Annotated in this window: 12 protein-coding genes and 1 pseudogene; 5 read left to right on the top strand and 8 right to left on the bottom strand. The window is 59.4% G+C overall.

Going from position 1 to position 15,569, the window contains the following annotated elements:
- Nucleotide 1: 1 nt before the first annotated feature.
- The 4 genes from B7E11_RS19725 to B7E11_RS19710 form a co-directional block, all read right to left on the bottom strand.
- Entirely contained in the window at nucleotides 2–1,579 is a 1,578-nt protein-coding gene (locus B7E11_RS19725) for a spore germination protein (protein WP_080840899.1), read from the bottom strand.
- 764 nt (nucleotides 1,580–2,343) lie between these two features.
- Nucleotides 2,344–3,366 carry a saccharopine dehydrogenase family protein gene (locus B7E11_RS19720; RefSeq protein WP_245809771.1) on the bottom strand — a complete coding sequence of 341 codons (1,023 nt, stop codon included), beginning with the start codon at nucleotides 3,364–3,366 and terminating at the stop codon, nucleotides 2,344–2,346.
- 78 nt (nucleotides 3,367–3,444) lie between these two features.
- Nucleotides 3,445–5,694 (bottom strand): heavy metal translocating P-type ATPase, encoded by a 2,250-nt coding sequence (locus B7E11_RS19715; protein ID WP_139787262.1) that lies wholly within the window; start codon nucleotides 5,692–5,694, stop codon nucleotides 3,445–3,447.
- A gap of 85 nt (nucleotides 5,695–5,779) precedes the next feature.
- Nucleotides 5,780–6,187 (bottom strand): metal-sensitive transcriptional regulator, encoded by a 408-nt coding sequence (locus tag B7E11_RS19710; protein WP_080837835.1) that lies wholly within the window; start codon nucleotides 6,185–6,187, stop codon nucleotides 5,780–5,782.
- Nucleotides 6,188–6,578: 391 nt separating this feature from the next.
- Here B7E11_RS19710 and B7E11_RS19705 point away from each other — a divergent pair, with 391 nt between their 5' ends.
- Nucleotides 6,579–7,868 (top strand): nucleotide sugar dehydrogenase, encoded by a 1,290-nt coding sequence (locus tag B7E11_RS19705; RefSeq protein WP_080837833.1) that lies wholly within the window; start codon nucleotides 6,579–6,581, stop codon nucleotides 7,866–7,868.
- Between the two features lie 187 nt (nucleotides 7,869–8,055).
- Here B7E11_RS19705 and cysC read toward each other — a convergent pair whose 3' ends face one another.
- Entirely contained in the window at nucleotides 8,056–8,586 is a 531-nt protein-coding gene (gene cysC / locus B7E11_RS19700) for an adenylyl-sulfate kinase (protein WP_205432485.1), read from the bottom strand.
- A gap of 45 nt (nucleotides 8,587–8,631) precedes the next feature.
- A complete protein-coding gene (locus B7E11_RS19695) occupies nucleotides 8,632–9,648 on the bottom strand; it encodes a glycosyltransferase (RefSeq protein ID WP_080837827.1) in 1,017 nt (338 codons plus the stop codon).
- Between the two features lie 90 nt (nucleotides 9,649–9,738).
- On the opposite strand from B7E11_RS19695, the pseudogene B7E11_RS31030 reads away from it, so the two are divergent.
- Nucleotides 9,739–10,470: pseudogene (locus B7E11_RS31030) on the top strand (glycosyltransferase family 2 protein); the annotation flags it as partial.
- Complete coding sequence (locus B7E11_RS19685) at nucleotides 10,469–11,020, top strand: glycosyltransferase (RefSeq protein WP_425430080.1); 552 nt, start codon at nucleotides 10,469–10,471, stop codon at nucleotides 11,018–11,020. The pseudogene B7E11_RS31030 and the gene B7E11_RS19685, both read left to right, overlap by 2 nt.
- Here the strand turns inward: B7E11_RS19685 and B7E11_RS19680 are convergent.
- Nucleotides 11,017–11,217, bottom strand: coding sequence for a hypothetical protein (locus B7E11_RS19680; protein WP_080837822.1), 201 nt, complete (start codon nucleotides 11,215–11,217; stop codon nucleotides 11,017–11,019). The two genes, B7E11_RS19685 and B7E11_RS19680, sit on opposite strands and share 4 nt — an antisense overlap.
- Before the next feature lie 18 nt (nucleotides 11,218–11,235).
- Entirely contained in the window at nucleotides 11,236–11,940 is a 705-nt protein-coding gene (locus B7E11_RS19675; RefSeq protein ID WP_080837820.1) for a GumC domain-containing protein, read from the bottom strand.
- 218 nt (nucleotides 11,941–12,158) lie between these two features.
- Between B7E11_RS19675 and B7E11_RS19670 the strand changes: the two genes are divergently transcribed.
- Both B7E11_RS19670 and B7E11_RS19665 read left to right on the top strand, forming a co-directional pair.
- Nucleotides 12,159–14,816, top strand: coding sequence for a glycosyltransferase (locus B7E11_RS19670; protein WP_080837818.1), 2,658 nt, complete (start codon nucleotides 12,159–12,161; stop codon nucleotides 14,814–14,816).
- Complete coding sequence (locus B7E11_RS19665) at nucleotides 14,768–15,535, top strand: sulfotransferase (protein ID WP_176220827.1); 768 nt, start codon at nucleotides 14,768–14,770, stop codon at nucleotides 15,533–15,535. Before B7E11_RS19670 ends, B7E11_RS19665 begins: the two co-directional genes overlap by 49 nt.
- The last annotated feature ends 34 nt before the right edge of the window (nucleotides 15,536–15,569 follow it).

The following is a 15,569-nucleotide window of genomic DNA, read 5'->3' as shown; positions in this document are numbered from 1 at the left end:
TCTAGTCTCCCTCCCAATGATCCGGCAATTGCGGAAGGTTGACCCCCTTTTCCCGCACGCCGGCTTCGGTTCCGTACAGCACCGGTCTTCTGCGCATTTTCCACCACGGCACCCGCACGAATACGTCCTTCAGTCCCTGAAACTGCATGGGCGCAATCGGGGACAGGTACGGCGTTCCGAAGGAGCGCAAGCTTACCAAATGGAGATACAGAAGGAATATGGCCACCATGACGCCGAACAGCCCGAAGCTGGCCGCCATAAACATGATCGGAAAACGAAGGAAGCGGAACGTCAGCCCGAGATCGTAGTGCGGAATAATGAACGAAGCGATGCCGGTTATCGAAACGACGATGACCATCGGCGCCGAGACGATGCCGGCTTCGACCGCCGCCTGCCCGATGATCAAAGCCCCGATGATCGAAATCGTCTGGCCGATCGCCTTCGGGATGCGCAATCCACCCTCGCGCAGGGCCTCGAACATCAGCTCCATGATCAGCGCTTCGACAAAGGCGGGAAACGGCGTTCCCTCCCTCGCGGCCGCCACGGTCGTCAGAAACGAAGGCGGAAGCATCTCGGGGTGAAACGTGCTGATGGCGATGTATACCGACGGGAACAGGAACGAGACGACGAGAAAAATGTAGCGGATCCAGCGAATCCAGGTCGCCGCGATAAACTTCTGATAATAATCCTCCGTCGATTGCAGCAGCATGCTGAGCGTTACCGGCAGCAGAAGCGGAATCGGCGTGCCGTCGACGAGAACCGCGATTCTTCCTTCCAAAACCCCGGCGGCGACGGTGTCGGGTCTTTCGGTGTACTGCAGCTGCGGAAACGGGGAATACGGATTGTCTTCCAAATACTCCTCCAGGTAGCTGGAGCCGAGCACCCCGTCGATCTTGATGCGGCCAAGGCGAAGTTTGACCTCGTCGACGAGCTCTTTTTTGCAAATTCCGTCGAGGTATACGAGCATGACCTTCGTATGCGTGTACTTTCCGAACCGCAGCTCCTCGGTTTTCAAGGCGGGATGCTTGATCTTTCGGCGGATCATCGTCAAATTCGTGTCCAGATCCTCGATAAAAGCCTCGCGCGGTCCCCGGATGACGCTTTCGTTGGCGGATTCCGAAATCGCCCGCTTGTCGATCTTGCGAAGCGGAAACAGGCAAACCTGCTCAAGCCCGTCCAGCAGCAGCGCCAGATGGCCTTCCAAAATCTGCTGAACCGTTTCGTTCATGCTTGCCGTCAGCCTGTAACTCGAAATCGGCACCTCCGGCATCTTCCTGATCCAGGAAAAGGGGCCTTCCGAAGCGTCGCGGTCGATGAGCGCTAGCCCGTTCTCGAGCATCGACTCGAACAGGCTGGAATCGACCATGTTCTGCACGAAAACGACGGCGCCGCTGCGTCCGCCGGCTGTCCGGAACGATTGAAACACGATGTCGGAGTTCCGGTCGAGCACGGTCCGCAGCCAATTCATCCTGGCTTTGAGCGTTCCGGATTCGGGTTCGGGCGCTGCCGGCTCGTAAGCGGCGCGAAGGGTCACCTTCGCCTTCGGTTTTCTTTTGAATCCGTTCAGCCACCACCGCATCGCTCGCGTCCCCCCCAACCCTTCGCAAAACATTAAACTGAGCTTGTCGTTAATGTTTTCCTTTTTCGCCGTTTTGATTCCAGCCCAGGCAAACGCCGGACGGCATCCTTGCAATGACTGGACTTTCCGGGGATCGTGAATATTGGCGACACTCAGAGCACGGCCACTGCGCTCGGTTTTAGGCGCTTGGCTGGGCGAGTGCGGTTACTGGCGCACGGTCGGGTGAGTGCGGTGCTAGGCGCTTGGCCGGGCGAAATGCGTAATTTTTACTCAAATGCATGTGGTTCTTGGCGCTTGGACGGGCGGGATGGGTAAATTTTACTCAACTGCATGTGGTTCTAGGCGCTTGGCCGGGCGAGATGCGTAATTTTTACTCAACTGCATGTGGTGCTAGGCGCTTGGCCGGGCGAAATGCGTAATTTTTACTCAACTGCATGTGGTGCTAGGAGCTTGGCTGGGCGAGATGCGTAATTTTTACTCAACTTGGCACGGTGCTAGGCGCTTGGCTGGGCGGGATGGGTAAATTTACTCAACTGCATGTGGCCGCATGGGCATGGGGGCGAAATTGAGTCGCCATAACTCAACCGGATTCCCGGGGGACGATCCGGATTCCCGAGCGAGAGGGGAGATGTTCGGAGAACTGTTTCGCGCTGCCCGAGCGGCGCGCCCGTGCCCCGCGAGCCAGTCCGGGTCCTTCGCAAAAAAGCCGACGCCCGCAGCCTTCTCGTCGACGGCCGCATGGCGTCGGCATCGTTTTTCCCTTCCTAGCTTATCCGGAACTCCATTTTCGCGACTTTGGCAAGATCGTTCCTAAACGCCTCCAATTCGAAGCTTTCCTCAATATGGTACACGCCCGGGGGGCATTCGTCGCAGTAAACTGATTTTGCGACCCGGACGGCCGTTATTGCGGTGGCTTCCGCTTCGCGCTTACCGTAGAGGAAACATTCGGCCCGTGCGCTTTCGCCTCCCTTCGTTCCCCGAGCGTCGATTTTGACTGCAAACATCGGTTCTCCTATTTTTACGGAAAGAAGACGATTCACCAAACCGTCCCGAATCGTCTTGCTCCGAAGCAAGCGAAGCGCTCCGAGCGTTTTCAGCCCGGCCAGCAGGCCGGTCAGCGGGGCGGAGTCGAACGCTAGGCGGGTGGAAACGGTCGGAACCCGAAGCGTCTGCGGCAAAATATGCTGATCGGCGAAATTGAAGCGATATGCCTTCCGTTTCCCGAGACGCCCGCCGAAATCGGCGGCATAGCCGTCGGTAAAGCTGTCGGCTTCGGCTGGCATGCCTTGTTTCGTGACGGCGAATTTCGCATTCAAGTTGTCGACGGTCCATTCGACGGCCGCTCTTCCGTGCGCGTCCCCAAGTCCGAGCATAACGGAAATGTCGATCGACTCCGTCCGGTCGAGCTGGCGATTCGCCTGGAGCGCAAGCAAATTGGTCAGGCCCGGTGCCAGTCCGACGCTCAGTACGGCCGACGCGCCGCCCTCTTCGGCCAGCGAATGAAGCGGACGGAGCCGGGAAAGAAACCCGTAGTCCGCGGATATATCGATATAATGGACGCCGTGCCGAAGGCACTCGCGTGCGAACGCGGTATCCGTCTGATCCAGGCACATGACGACCAGCTTCGTTTCCGAAAAAAACGACGGATCGGGGGAGCGGGTCAGGTCAATCTGCATCGGCAGGGCCCGGCCTTCCGTTTCCCGGCTCAAAGCTTCGGCCCGTTCCCGGCTTCTCCCGGCCGCATGCACCCGGCCCGGAAATGCCTGGGCCAGTTCCTTGCTGATCATGCCGCTTGCCCGTATCCCCCGATGACGACAATGCGGTTTTTCATGCCTCATTCTCCGATCTTGACGGTTGTGTTTCGACTAAGAGCGAACTTTCGCCCGCTGCAGCCTAAGCGCGTTCAGCACGACCGAGACCGAGCTCAACGCCATCGCCGCGCCGGCCACCCACGGGGCCAGCAGCCCGATGGCGGCCACCGGGATGCCGAGCGTGTTGTACCCGAGCGCCCAGAACAAATTTTGCTTGATGTTGCGCATCGTCTTGCGGCTCATTTCGATCGCGTCCGGGATGCCCGACAGATCGCCGCGCATGAGCGTCACGTCCGCCGCTTCCATCGCGACGTCCGTGCCGGTTCCGACGGCCATGCCGACGTTCGCCGTCGCAAGCGCCGGCGCGTCGTTGATGCCGTCCCCGACCATCGCGACCGTTCGGCCGAGCGCTTGCAGCTTGCGGACTTCCGCCGCCTTCTGCTCCGGCAGCACCTCCGCCCGCACTTCCGCGATGCCGACCTGATCCGCGATCGCCTTCGCCGTCCGCTCGTTGTCCCCCGTGATCATGATGACCTGAATGCCCATTTCGCGGAGCCTGGCGACGGCGGCTTTCGACGTTTCCTTGACCGTATCCGCGACCGCGACGATGCCCGCGAAGCGCCCGTCGACCGCCGCCAGCATCGCGGTCTTGCCCTGCCGCTCCAGCGCCTCCAGCTCTTCGTAAGCGCCGCTTGCGTCCACGTTAAGGCTCTCCATCAGGCGGCGCGTTCCGATCCAGATGCGCTTGCCCTCGATTACGGCCTTGACGCCGAAGCCCGGCAGCGCTTCGAAGGACGCCGCTTCCGGCAGCCCGATGCCGCGCTCCCGGATGCCGGCGACGATCGCCTCCGCAAGCGGATGCTCCGACGCTTTTTCCGCCGCGCCGACGAGGCGGAGAAATTCCGTTTCGTCGCCTGCGGCCCGAACGTCCGTCAGCTCCGGCTTCCCTTTCGTCACGGTTCCGGTTTTGTCCAGCACGACCGTGTCGATTTTATGGGTTTGCTCCAGATGCTCGCCGCCCTTGAACAGGATGCCGAGCTCCGCGGCCCGGCCCGATCCGGCCATGATCGAAGTTGGCGTAGCCAGGCCCAGCGCGCAGGGACAGGCGATGACGAGAATCGCGATCGCGTTCTCGAGCGCTTCCGAAAGATCTCCCGGCGCCGCGAAGAAGTACCACGCGACAAAAGCGGCCGCGGCGATGGCGACGACGATCGGAACGAAGATGCCGGAGATGACGTCCGCGATGCGCTGAATCGGAGCTTTCGAGCCTTGCGCCTCCTCGACGACCCGGATAATTTGCGCGAGCGCCGAATCCTTGCCGACCTTCGTCGCCCGGAAACGCAGCGCGCCGTTTTTGTTGATCGTCGCCCCGAACACGGCGTCCCCGGCTTTTTTGGCGACGGGAAGGCTTTCCCCCGTCAGCATGGATTCGTCCACCGCCGATTCGCCGTCGAGCACTTCGCCGTCCACCGGTATCTTCTCGCCGGGACGCACGAGCACGATATCGCCGCGGACGACTTCCTCCACGGGGACCTGCCGCTCCTCTCCGTCCCGAACGACGACCGCCGTTTTCGCCCGGAGCTTCATCAGCGAACGGATCGCTTCCGACGTGCGGCCTTTGGCAAGCGTTTCGAACCATTTGCCGAGCAGCACGAGGGTAATCAGAATCGCGCTCGTTTCAAAATACAGCGACGGAGCGTGATGGGCGCCTCCTCCGCTTGTCGACCAGTCGATCGTCAAATACACGCTGTAAAAATAGGCGGCCGAGGTGCCCAGCGCGACGAGCACGTCCATGTTCGCGCTTTTGTTCCGAAGCGCCTTGTAGGCCCCGACATAAAACGCTTTTCCGATATAGAACTGCACCGGCGTGGCTAAAACGAGCTGAACCCACGGATTCATCAGCAAATCCGGGATATATATCCACGAGGTGAACGAAAAATGCGCGACCATGCTCCACAGCAGCGGCAGCGAGAGCAGCGCCGACGCGATAAGCTTTCCTTTTTGCCGCCTAAGCTCTTTGTCCCGGCGATCGTCCGGCTTGTCGCCCTCCCGCTCCGCAACCGCCTTGTAGCCGAGCTGTTCGACTTTGCGCTGCATGTCCGCCACGGATACCGCTCCCGGCGCGTACTCGATCCGGGCGGTTTCCATCGCGAAATTGACGGAAGCGCTCGCGACGCCGGGCATTTTGCTTATTCCTTTTTCGATTCGGTTCGCGCAGGCGGCGCAGGTCATTCCTTCGAGCTTGAACCGGGCGATTTCTTTTTCCGCGTCCGCGGCCGAGATCGAGTCCATGTTCGGTTCCATGATGTTTTCCTCCTCGTCTTGCTTCACTCCATATACCCCTATACCCTATATTGAAAACCAAGCAAAAACGCCTTTCGGCGTTTTTCTACTTCATCAGCTTCTGGATCGTCGTCATCAGCTCCGATACGACGTCCTCGTCGCCTTCCTGGATCCGCTCGATGACGCAGCTTTTCATATGGTGCTCCAGCAAAAGCTTTCCTACTCCGTTCAGCGCGGCCTGCACCGAGGCGATCTGGTGAAGGACGTCGTCGCAATACGTATCCTTCTCGATCAGTCCCTTGATGCCGCGCACCTGGCCCTCGATCCGGTTCAGCCGGCTGATCAGGCTGCTCTTGACTTTATCCGAATGGTGACTTTTTCGCGTCGTTCCGCATTCGCTGCCGCACCCCTGCTCGCCATGTTCGCCATGTTCGCCATGTTCGCCATGCCCATGCTTTGCGGCTTCGGCCGCGATTTCGTTTGTTTCGCGTTCGGCCGGTTCCGATTTCGCCATTATGCTCGCCTCCGCTTCGCTTCCATAACGCCTGCCAACGCGAGGGCGTTACGAAGTTTTGTTCGATTCTTGATTCTTACTATATACCCCCCACCCCTATATGTCAAGCTAATCCGAACCGCTATGCGCGCGCCCTTATTTCCGGAACAGGCCAATATTGGAAGCTCCTACTTTGTCCATCATCCTGATCGAGCTTAATTGGACGCGGTGCGGCATCCGGCCCATTCAATCCGAAAACTGCGGGGAGACATTCAGTAAACGACTTTCCGTCAGCATTGCTTTGGCTTTCCGGCGCTCTTGCTCGAAAGGCGATTCGTCCACTCCAACCATTGCGGGTTTTCATACATTATCATGATCGGGCAAGGGCAGACATTAGTAGAGGTGGAATGTTATGAATACGCGAAACATAACCCTATCCGTCATCGGGCTTGGTTATGTCGGCCTTCCGCTGGCCCTTCTGTTTCTGGAGAAGGGGTACAGGGTTATCGGCATTGACAGGGATCCCCGCAAAATCGAAATGCTGAAGCGGGGAGAAAGCTATCTGCCCGATCTGACGGACGAGACCGTTCGCTCCGCGTTGGATCGGGGCTTTGTAATCGCCGCCGATTACGATGCGCTGGCCGGGGCCGAAGCCGTCGTTATTTGCGTTCCCACCCCGCTGGACGAACGGCACGAACCGGATTTGAGCTATTTGATGGAGGCCGCGAGGAAATTGAAAGACAGGCTCCGGAGCGGGCAGCTTGTCGTTCTGGAAAGTTCGACTTACCCGGGAACGACAAGGAAAGCCTTGCTTCCGGTACTCGAGGAATCGGGGCTTGCGGCCGGCAAAGATTTTTATTTGGGATACTCTCCCGAGCGGGTCGATCCGGGCAACCGAACGCATTCGCTGCAAAATATCCCCAAAATCGTGAGCGGTGTCACCAAGCCCTGCCTGGAAAAAGTACGCGAACTTTACGGATCCGTGTTTGCCGACGTGATCGCCGTATCGACGACGGAAGCCGCCGAAATGACCAAGCTGCTTGAAAACGCCTACCGGTTCGTCAACATTTCTTTCATCAACGAACTGGCCATGATTTGCGACCAACTGAAGGTTGACGTTTGGGAAATTATCGACGCGGCAAAGACGAAGCCGTTCGGCTTCTCGGCCTTTTATCCGGGTCCGGGGATAGGCGGCCACTGCATTCCGGTAGATCCCATTTACCTGCAATGGGCCGTCCAGCAGCGCGGCATGGATACGGGCTTCATCGGTTTGTCCAGATCAGTCAATCACCGTATGCCCGCTTATATCGTCGAACAAATTCAAGCCAGGCTGTCTCCGCTGAAGCCAATAAGCGACTCCAGCATTCTTATATACGGAGTCGCTTATAAGCGCAATACGAACGACGTCCGGGATTCCGGGGCGCTGGAAATTTTGAAGCTGCTGAAAAAAACGGGCGCCGACGTCCGGTATCACGATCCCTATGTCCCTTCGATTCGGATTGAAGAGGAGCGCATGGAGAGCGTTCCGCTGACCGACGATAGCCTGGAGTCCTCAGATTGCGTCGTCGTGCTGACCGATCATTCCTGTATTCCCGCAGCACGGATGATGAAACGCGCGTCGCTCATTTACGATACCCGCAACGTATTCGGGGAATCGGCCGGCAAAGCCGCGATTTTCCGATTGGGAGGAGGCCGTTCATGAAAAGGCATCCGCATGTTTTTGTTCGCAAGGATCGGATCCTAAGCCTCGGCATCCCGCCTTGCAAAGAAGACCGGCAGCGAAAACGCTGCAGGTCGTTTTTTTTCGCTGTTGGAAGGCGATTCCTGCAAATCATGCCGGCTAGTAGGAAAAATCGGGTTTGTTCAAGATTCGCGCCGAAATGTCACGTTCAAACGGAAACGTATCCCCGCTCCTTCAAATATTCGATCGTTTTCGCCGCGCTCTCCTCCGCCGTCTCGTGTTCGGTATCGAGGACCAACTCCGGACGGTCCGGCTCCTCGTACGGATCCGAAATCCCGGTGAACGCCGGGATGCTTCCGGCCAGCGCCTTCCGGTACAATCCTTTTACGTCCCGCCGAATGCACTCCTCGAGCGGGCATTTGACATAAACTTCAACGAAAGGGTCGATTTCGCTGCGCAAAAAAGCCCGCATCGAACGATAAGGCGAAATGAACGAAGCCAGCACCACGACGCCGTGGCGCGTCAGCAGCTTGGCGACGTAGGATACGCGCTCGATGTTCCGAATCCGGTCTTCCCGGGAAAAGCCGAGATCCGGACACAGCCGGCTCCGGACTTCATCTCCGTCCAGGCGTTCCACCGGAACGCCCGCTTCGGAAAGCTTCCGCTCGACGAGCCGGCAAATCGTCGTTTTGCCCGCGCCGGACAAGCCGGTCAGCCAAACGGTTGCGCCTTTGCCCAAACGAATCCCTCCTCCTGACCGCTAGATGGATTAGCGGCGAGATCGTCAACGGCTCTCGAGCTCGCCGATCAGCGCCGCGATAGCCGCTCCCCTGCGTTCCCACGAATTGGCCAGCGCGAATCGCCTGCGCTCTTCGCCGTCTCCCGGCGATTCGAGCCGCCTCGATACCGCTTGGACGAATGACGGCCGGTCGGGCGCAATGTCGACGTGCGGCGCCATCAGTCCGCATTCCGGCAAAGCGGCGGACACGACCGGCTTTCCGGCCGCCAAATATTCGTAGGCTTTGACCGGATTCACCGCAAGCGTAAGCGGCGTAACGCGAAACGGGATGACGCAAACGGAAAAGCTCCGGATATAGCCGGGCAGCTCCTCGTGCGGCTTTAGCCCGACGAACCGGACGGAGCCGGCCGTCGGCCCGTATTTCCGTCCGAATTCCGGGCCGACCGCAACGACTTCGGCATCCGGAAGACGAGCCAGCTCGCGCACGAGCGGCACGTCGATCCACGGCGCCCACGCGCCGATGTAACCGATGCGCCGCTTCCCCGGCTCCGATACCGCGGGGTCCGCTTCTGCGCCCGGCGGGCCTGCGTGCAAGTTCATCGCCCGATCGTACCCGTTGCGGACGAGCTCGATCCGCTTGTCCGGATAGCTGCGCGCAAGCCGCTCCTTAAGCCGCGCGGACGAGCAGACGACGGCATCCGCCGCCGCGACCGCTTCTTTTTCGTAACGCAGCCATTCGGCCATCTCGTCCGCGCAATCGTAAACGAGCCAGTCGGGCGCGTAATCCCGCGTGGCTTCGCGAACCCGAAACGGAAGGCTGCACCAGACGCCGATCTTCCCGCGAGCGGAACGGCGGATGGCCGGCCATTGTTCCGATAACCAACGTTCATGATCGTGAACGACATGCAAATCGGGCTCGACCGTCTGAACGGGACGGGCCGCTTGCGTCCGGTTGCAGAAATAAACTTTATGCCCGGCCGCCGCCAACCGCCGCATCAGCTGCTGCGGACGCTGCTTCATCCAATGCCAATCCAGCGTCGGCGGATAGATCACCACGCTCATTTGCCCCAACCTTTCGGAAAACGATGACGTTTTTCGCCGCTCGAACATATCGTATAAAAGCCGTACACTCTATTTGCGCCGGAGGTTTCGATGCTCGTATTCATATTGGACGCCGCGGACGGCAAGCTCGCGCAGCGAACGGAGGACGGCATCGCGGCCGCTTGCGCCGGCTGCCGCTTCGTCCGGGTCGCTGCCGGCGCGGCGGCGACGATGAACCGCGTGCTTACGGATTACGCCGAACCCTTTTTCGCGACGTTTACGGCCGGAGATGCCGTGCAGCCCGAATTTTTCGAGCTCGTTGCGCGATCGCTGCCTTCGCTCGGCCCGAAGGACGCCGGAATCGTCGCGCTTCTAGCCGCGCGGAAGCCGAATCCGGCGGAAGAACCGAGCGCTCCGATCGTTTGGCGCACGGAAGCGGTCCGTTCGTCCGGGGGATTCGCCGAGCCGGACCTGCTGCCTTTCGAGCGGTACGTACTGCTGGAAAAAAAACTGCGGCTCGACCCATTTCATACGTGGAAAACGGTGCCCGCCGACGGCTTTCTTCCGAAGCCGCGGCGAAATTTGGGCTGGCACAAGACCGCGCGGGAATGGCGCGAGCTGAAGCCTCTGCTTTCAGGAACGAATACATCGCCTCTCGAGAACGAGCGGCCCTTGCTGTCGATCGTCCTCTGCACGTACAATAACGCGGACGTTCTGCTTTGGGCCGTACGCAGCGTGCGCGTCCAGACCTTTCGCGATTGGGAACTGATCGTAGCGGACGACGGCTCGACCGACCGCACGCGGCGGATACTTGACGAACATCCGCTGCTTATGGATTCGCGTGTGCGCGTGCTACGAATCGAACGCAACCGCGGCAAGGCGCGCCGCCTTGAATTCGGCTTTATCGGCCGCCAGAGGCCAATGGCTGATGGAACTCGACGCGGACGACTGGCTGGCGCCGGATTGCGCCTCCGCCATTGCGGCTCGCGCCCGGGACGACGACCGGGCGGGCGCCATCTACGCCGACTGCGTCGAATGGCGGGAACTGTCCGGCAAACGACTGGTCTACGCCGGAACCCGAAGCATTGCGGAGCCTCTCGACGCCTGGCGGCTGCTGGAACAGCCCTTTCCGCTCGCGCCGAGAGCTTTTCGCATCGCATTGCTGAGACGGCTGGGAGGATGGCTGGTGACGGATCCGTTCGACGGCCGATTGTACGAAGATTTGCAGATGCTTGCCCGCGTCGTGCAGGAGCGGCCTTTGCTCCGGATTCCCCGAGCCTTATACCACAGGCGTATTCGGTTAACCAGTATAACCCAGCGAAGCAAGGCGAGCTATCCGGCGTGGAAGGCATGGATGCGCGAAACCTTGCTTCGGGAGCGGCCGGATCGTTAGGCCAACACGCGCACGAACTCCGTGTTTGGGATCAGGACGCTGACCGGGCCCGTGACCGACGAATAACTGGAACTGACCGCATTTACCGTCAATACCCCGTTGCCGACTCCCAGAAGCGTGCCTTGGATAAAATCATTCGTCATGAACACCTCGACGCTCCGGCCGATATATTGCGCAATCGCCGTTTCAAAATCCAATTGTTCGCACCTCCCGCGTCAAGCGATAAAATTGATGTTTTCAAAAAGAATAAACACAATGTCGCCCGTCGGCTCCAAAATTTGCACGAAATTCGTCCCGACCGCAACCACCGTTCCGGAAACCGAACCGGCGTCCGTATCGACCGTAATGGTCGTGCCGACCCGGCCCTGCAGCGTCGCGGACAGACCCGCGTATTCCTCGGCAATCGTCCCGACGACGGTTTGGATTTGCTGGATGGCCGCGTTGGCCGTGCCGAGCTGCGAACCGAGCGTGCCGATTTGCGACGACAGTGTGCCGTTTTGGGATTGAAGCGCGCCGATTTCCGAAGCGAGCGACGCGTTCCGGGCTTCGAGCGCTCCGACCCTTTGGGCGAGGCTGCCGGACTGGTTGTTCAGCGCTCCGACTTGTTGGCCCAGCGAGCCAACCTGGGATTGAAGCGTGCCGACTTGCGAAGTCAGCGTCCCGACCTGCGTATTCAACGATCCGACCTGCGTCGTCAGCGCGCCGACTTGCGTCGCGAGCGCGGCGATCTGTCCCTCTTTTGCCTGAAGCGACTCCACCTGATCCCGAAACGCGTCGACCTTGAACGCGAGATGATGGAATTTCTTTCTCAGCGCGCGCAGCGCTTTAAGAAAGAAGGAACGAGACGACTTCACACGCCCGTGAATGACCCGTTTTTTCTTCTTCGGTTTAGGCTTTTTGCAAGCTTTGTCGATTGTCAACCGAAACTCACTCCTCCCAAATCGATTTCCGTAGCAGGTTATGTGGATGATTGTACGATGGCAACTCGTCTATCCGAAGATGAGGAAACAACCCATCCGCAAGCGCACAATTGGCTGCCGCCGTGGACAAACGACCATATGGGAAAACGCCTGTTCACATAAACTGAAGCAGACTCGCGCGCGCGAAAAATGCCGGAGCCGATGGGGAGGTTGCGAAGTTGACCGCTGAACGAACGGATTTTGCGACAAATTATTTAAGCCGTCAACACTATTACAGGACGTTGCTTGCGAGACCGCCGGAGACGACGGCGCTGACGCTGATGAAAATATTGGGGGAAAACACATACAAGGCGATCGTCGTTTACCCGGAAGCCGTCGATTGGGAACCGCAGCAACGGCCGCAGCATTTGCTCCGGGAAATGGCCGCCAGGGGGTATCTCTGCTTTTTCTGCGAAAGCTCCAAGGAACCTTTCGAAGCGCGTCAAATCGAGCCGAATCTGTATGTGCTGCGCCGGGGGGAAGCCGAGCTGCTTTCCGCTCTCCGAAGCCAATCGGTCATCGTTCTGTGCACGTGGATCATGCAAATGGCGCTGGGCGAGCTGTTTCCCCATCGAACCGTCTGGTACGACATCCTGGACGATTTGACGTTTTTCTCCCAATATGACGAAGGCATGCTGCAAAAGCACCGGGAATTGCTGCAAAGAGCCGACGTCGTGACTTATTCCGCGCGCAAGCTCCTTTCCTACGCGGAAAGCAGGGCGGATGCCCTTTACTTGCCGAACGCGGCGCGGCTTGAAGATTTCGCGGACATTCCGGCCGAAGCCCCGGACGATTTGAAACCGATTCTGGCATCGGGCTCCCCGATCATCGGGTATTTCGGCGCGATCGAACCGTGGTTCGACGCGAAGCTGGTCGCCAAGCTGGCGCAAAAACGGCCCGACTGGCAGTTTGTCCTGATCGGCAAAATCGGGATCGATCCCGGAAAGCTCGCGCAAAGCAATATTCATCTGATGGGCTTCAAAATGTACAAGCAAATCAGGCATTACGCCCGTTATTTCCACGCCGCCGTCATCCCTTTCCTCGTGAACGAGGTGACCGACCGCGTGTCGCCCGTCAAATTTTTCGAATATGCCGCTTTGGGACTGCCGGTCGTATCCGCCCCGATCGCGGAAATGACCCCTTACGCTTCCCCATGGATGCGCATCGCGAGCGGAGCGAACGCTTTTTTGGCCGAGCTCGACCACTGCCTGAAGGAGGAAACCGCCCGCCTGGCGAAAACGGAAGCCGTTCGCTTCGCCCGGGAACAGACGTGGGCGAAGCGTCTCGAGAAGGTGGAAGAACGATTGACGGCGGCGGCGAACGCCTGGAAAGCCTATGCCAACTACGATCCGGCGGGAAAAGTGGCGGTCATGGCGACGACGTTTCTCGATTTCGAGGGGGAACGGTTTTATTCCGGCGGCGCTGAGCGGTATTTGATCGACCTGGGCCGATTGTGCGAGCGAATGGGTCTCGGCTTCGTCATTTACCAATACGGAAATTATCCTTGGGTGCGGCGGATTCGCGATATCGATGTCGTGTCGTTGTCCAGAGGAGGCCAGCACGCGAGGGAATTCACCTTTTCCTCCGTTAAAATGTTCAACCGGCTGTTTCGGGAGCAAACCGCCGAACGCGCCCTTCTGGCCGTCTATTCCGCTTATTTCAACTCCTGGCCGCACGGAACGGCTACGCCCAGCATCGGCATCATTCACGGCGTCTGCTGGGATAATCCTGCTGCGAAGTACAAAGACGGCAGCGCGTTCTGGGAAATTAACCGGCGCTTCATCGAAGGTGCCCGGATCTGCGGCGAGCTTGTCTCCGTCGACACCAATTCGGCCAACTGGTTTCAAACGATCGATTACGAGCTGGGCCGGAAAATCAAAGTCATTCCGAACTACGTCGACGCCGAAGCGTTCTCGCCTCGGAAAGGCTTTCTCGAACCCCGCGACCGCACGGTCATCTTGTACCCGCGGCGGCTGTACAAACCGCGCGGCTTGTATATGACGCTGGATGCGGTCGATCGAATTCTGGAAAAGTACCCGTCCGTCGACTTCCATTTCGTCGGCAACGGGGACGCGGCCGACACGGTTCACGTGGAGGAAAAAATCCGCAAATGGGGAAACCGGATCCGGCTTTATTCATTGCCGCTCGAGGAGATGGCAAGCGCCTACCGGCAGGCCGACATCGCGCTGATTCCGACGCTGTTCAGCGAAGGCACGAGCCTTTCTTGCCTGGAGGCGATGGCGTGCGGCAACGCGGTCATCGCGACGCGCATCGGCGGACTGCCCGACCTGGTCATCCACGACTATAACGGGCTGCTGATCGAGCCGAATACCGAAGCTCTCGTCGCGGCGATCGAGGAGCTGCTGAACGCCCCCGTCAAGATGGCCGTGCTGAAACGGCGCGCAGCCGAGGTTGCGAGCGTTTTTTCCAAGCGGCGCTGGGAAAGCAAGTGGTCCGACATCATCCGCCCGATGGTCGAGGCGAGCTCTCGAAAACCCGGGAGTAGCGCCGGAAAAGCGCGTCAAATCGAAATCTACCTGAACGATGTTCCGGCCGGCAACGGGAAGCTGGGAGCGACGATCGTTTCGCTTTTGAGCAGGGGGCATCTCGTTTATTTGCGGCTTAAAACCGTCGCGCCGGCGGCCTTGCTTTCGTTCGGCCGCCTGCAGTGGATGAATTGGAGTACGGCCGTGCATTCGAAACCGGACCTGATTTTGGCGTTAAAGGAGATTCGGGACGATATCGGCCGCCCGGTCGACGGCGTTTTGAATGCGAAGGGGGAATGGGAATGGACGTCATCGTATCCGCGATCGCTTTTCGAACCGGATCCACGTTAGTCCAGCGTTTGTTCAATGCCCGCCCCGCCACCTTGATTTGGGGGGAGCACGGGGGCATCGTCAGCGAATTCGTCAAAATCGGCGTCCTGGCGAAGCATTTTTCGGTTCACGGCAAGGCGGAAAGGGAGGCTTATTTCGCCAGCGGCGAAAATCCGAACACCTGGATCGCCAACATGTCGCCGGACGAACGCGCCGTGGACGAGGCGGTCGTCGCGGCGCTCAGGGCGTGCCTCAAGACGCTGTATGACGACCGGGGCATGAAGCACGATCGCATCGGCTTCAAGGAAGTCCGATACGGGAAAGCCGAAATCGAGCTGCTGAAGGCGTGCTTTCCGAACGCGGTCGTCGTGCTTCTCGTCCGGCATCCGGCTGACGTATGGAAAAGCGAAACCTCCTATTGGTCGGACGACGCCCGCCGGTTCGGGGAAACGTGGAACGCCCGGGCGCTGGAATACGCCTCGCTTTGCGATCCCGCGCGCGGCATCCATCTCGTTCGCTACGAGGACATTGCGGGCCGCGAGGAGCGCACGCTCCGGCTGCTGTCCGAGCTTGCGGACGTTCCGGTCGCGGCGCTCGAAAGCGTGCTCGGCGTCAATCTGAACAGCACCCGCGCCGAGCGATCCGGGAAGGATATCGCGGTTATTGCGGAAACTTGCCGCGAGGGCATGCGGTTGTTCGGCTACGCGTCGGACGAAATTAATCCCCTGCCCCGCGGATAGGATCTTTTGATTTTAGCGGCCCGGGAGACGCTGC

It is taken from the genome of Cohnella massiliensis, assembly GCF_900169535.1.
Taxonomy (GTDB): domain Bacteria; phylum Bacillota; class Bacilli; order Paenibacillales; family Paenibacillaceae; genus Cohnella; species Cohnella algarum.
The sequence above is the reverse complement of the archived record's forward strand: the minus strand, read 5'-3'. Positions and strand labels throughout refer to the sequence as shown.

What these genes read in the sequence shown, in the direction of transcription:
- B7E11_RS19725 (WP_080840899.1), bottom strand. Translation starts at nt 1,579, where the DNA reads ATGCGGTGGTGGCTGAACGGATTCAAAAGAAAACCGAAGGCGAAGGTG.
- B7E11_RS19720 (WP_245809771.1), bottom strand. Translation starts at nt 3,366, where the DNA reads ATGATCAGCAAGGAACTGGCCCAGGCATTTCCGGGCCGGGTGCATGCG.
- B7E11_RS19715 (WP_139787262.1), bottom strand. Translation starts at nt 5,694, where the DNA reads ATGGAACCGAACATGGACTCGATCTCGGCCGCGGACGCGGAAAAAGAA.
- B7E11_RS19710 (WP_080837835.1), bottom strand. Translation starts at nt 6,187, where the DNA reads ATGGCGAAATCGGAACCGGCCGAACGCGAAACAAACGAAATCGCGGCC.
- B7E11_RS19705 (WP_080837833.1), top strand. Translation starts at nt 6,579, where the DNA reads ATGAATACGCGAAACATAACCCTATCCGTCATCGGGCTTGGTTATGTC.
- B7E11_RS19695 (WP_080837827.1), bottom strand. Translation starts at nt 9,648, where the DNA reads ATGAGCGTGGTGATCTATCCGCCGACGCTGGATTGGCATTGGATGAAG.
- B7E11_RS19665 (WP_176220827.1), top strand. Translation starts at nt 14,768, where the DNA reads ATGGACGTCATCGTATCCGCGATCGCTTTTCGAACCGGATCCACGTTA.